We start from the raw sequence: 2732 nt of genomic DNA, 5'->3' as shown, positions 1-2732 counted from the left end.
CGACCCGACTTCTCGGCGCGGGCGGCCTCGGGGCGGGCGCCGAGGCGGGCGTAGGCGGCGAGCGCCTCGTCGGCGAGCGCGCCGCCCTGCTCGCGCCGGCCGGCGGCGACGAGCGCGACCGCCGCGTCCTCCTGCGCGAGCGCGCGCTCGTGCGGGCGGGGACCGGCGTCGCCCGCGCCGCCGTCGCTGCCGACGGCGCCCGCGCCGACGCCGCCCTCGCCGCGCGGGTAGCGCGCGGCCGCCGCCACGAGCGCGTCGGGGTCGCCGCCGTCGGCGAGCGCGCGGCAGCGGAGGGCGAGCGCGGCGATCGTCTCGATGCCGGGGTTGCCGGCGGCGAGCGCCTCGATCGCGTCGGCGACGATCGCGAGGCGGGTTGCGGCATCCGCGCCGGCATCTGCGTCAGCTGCGCCGCAATTTGCGTCAGCTGCGCCGGCATTCGCGTCAGCTGCGCCGGCATTTGCGTCAGCTGCGCCGCAATTTGCGTCAGCTGCGCCGGCATTCGCGTCAGCTGCGCCGGCATTTGCGTCAGCTGCGCCGCAATTTGCGTCAGCTGCGCCGGCATTCGCGTCAGCTGCGCCGGCATTTGCGTCAGCTGCGCCGCAATTTGCGTCAGCTGCGCCGGCATTCGCGTCAGCTGCGCCGGCATTTGCGGCGGCCGCCAGCAACCGCGCCAGCTCCGGTGCGAAGAAGCGCAGCTCGGCGGGGATCCCGGCCGCGGTCGCGCGTTCCCAGGCCGACCACAGCAGCGCTGTCGCGCCGGGCAGGTCGCCGTCGGCTTCGGCCAGCAGCGCGCGGGCCCAATCGGTCCAGCCGAGGCGGAACTCCAGCGCGCCCGCAGCGCGCGCGGCGCTGGCGGCGGCGATCGCGGCGCGCGCCGGCTCCAGCTCGTCGCGGCGGACCTGCAGCAGCGCACGCGCGGCGAGCACGTCGACCGTCCAGGTCAGCTGCGCCTCCTCGCTGAGCGTCTGCGCCGTCTCGAGGTCGGCGATCGCCTCCTCCCAGCGGCCGGCGCAGGTCAGCGGGTAGCCGGCGTAGTGGTGGGAGTTGCGCAGCGTCTCCTCCATCCCCAGCCGCTCGCACAGGCGGCGCCCGGCGGCGAGCGCCGCGAGCCCGGCCAGCGGACGGTCGACGTCGGCGAGCGCCATCCCCTGGTTGTAGTGGGCGTGGGAGGCGTGCAGGCTCTCGCGGCTGCCGTCGGCCTCGGCGACCGCGACCGCCTCGCCGAGCAGCCGCTCCTGCGCGAGGAAGTCGCCGCGGAAGCCGGCGACGTGGCCGGCGCGCGAGAGCGACAGCGCCGCGACGTGGGCGGCGCCGGCGTTGCGCGCCGCCTCCAGCGCCCGCGCGATCTCGACCTCGGCGGCGTCGAGGTCGTGCCCCAGCAGCGGCCCCATCGCCGCCCATGCCAGCGCCTCCGCCCGCTCGCGCGGCCGCACGCCGTCGGACGCTGCCGCCGTCGCCGCCTCCCCGAGCGCCTCGGCGAAGTGGCCGCGCTCGACCATCGAGCGCGCCAGCGCCAGCCGCAGCGCCCCCTCAGCCTCCGGCCAGCCGTCGCGCGCGAGCGACTGGCGCGCCAGCGCCTCGCCCTCCGGCCGGCGGCCGGCGGCGATCAGCGTCACCGCCAGCTCGGCCTCGATCCGCCCGCGCGCCGGCGCCTCCGGCGCGGTCAGCTCCAGCGCCGCCTCCAGCAGCTCGGCGGCGACGCCGGCCGAGCGCGCCGCCGTCTCGCGCGCCGCCCGCTCCAGCCAGCCGACGACCTCTGGATCCCCGCGCCGCGCGCCGCGCAGGAACTGCTCGGCGACGGTCGGCGCGTCGGCGCCGGCGGCCGCGAGCGCGCGGCCGGCGTCGAGGTGGAGGCCCTCGCGGACGCTGCGCGGGAGGTCGTCGTAGAGCGCCTCGCGGACGAGGTCGTGGCCGAAGGCGAGCCGCTCACCGCGCTCGCTCAGCAGGCCGGCCGCGAGCGCCTCGCGCAGCGGCGGCCACAGCTCCGTGACCGGGCGGCCGCTGACGGTCGCGAGGTCGGCGACGGCGAACTCGCCGCCGAGCACCGACGCGAGCCCGAGCAGCTCGACCGTCTCGGCGCCGAGCGGGCGCAGGCGGTCGCGCACGGTCGCGGCGAGCGAGGCCGGCAGCGGGCCGTCGGCGACATCGGCGCCGCCGCGGCCGTCGAGCGCGATCGACCCGGCCAGCGCCGTCAGCAGCAGCTCGACGTACAGCGGGTTGCCGCCGCAGGCCGCGATCCGCGCGCGCAGGTTGGCGCCGGGCGCGCCGCCGGCACGGTCGGCGGCGAGCGCGGCGGCGGCGCCGGCGTCGAGCGGCGCCGGCGTCAGGATCGTCGCGCCGCGCTCCAGCGTCTGCGCGAGCGCCTGCTCGACCGCCTCGCGGCGCGGCGCCCGGCGCGCGCCGCAGAGCACCAGCAGCGGCAGCTCGCCGACCTGCCGCGCGAGCCGGCCGAACAGCTCCAGCGACTGCACGTCGGCCCATTGCAGGTCGTCGAGCAGCAGCACCGTCGCCTGCCGTGCCGTGCGCTCCTCCAGCGCGCCCAGCAGCGCGGCGCCGATCCCGAAGGCCAGCTCGCCGCCGCCGCGCAGCAGCTGCTCGCCGCCCGCGGCCGCGCTGTCGGCGAGCAGCCGCGCGACCGCGTCGGACTCGGCCCCGCTCTCGCCGCCTGCGTCTGCGCCCGTGCCGCCGCCCGCGCTGCCGCCGCCGCCCGCGCTGCCCCCGCCGCCCGCGCC

At 79.5% G+C, this 2732-nt stretch carries 1 protein-coding gene; it reads right to left on the bottom strand.

Translation table 11 applies throughout. From position 1 onward, the window contains the following. Positions 1–2732 (bottom strand): hypothetical protein (locus Q7L73_RS28510; protein ID WP_304715790.1); only part of this gene is annotated, 2732 nt, incomplete at both ends.

The sequence above is a fragment of the Conexibacter sp. CPCC 205762 genome (assembly GCF_030646155.1).
Classification (GTDB): domain Bacteria; phylum Actinomycetota; class Thermoleophilia; order Solirubrobacterales; family Solirubrobacteraceae; genus Conexibacter.
This window is presented reverse-complemented; position numbering and strand designations above follow the sequence as displayed.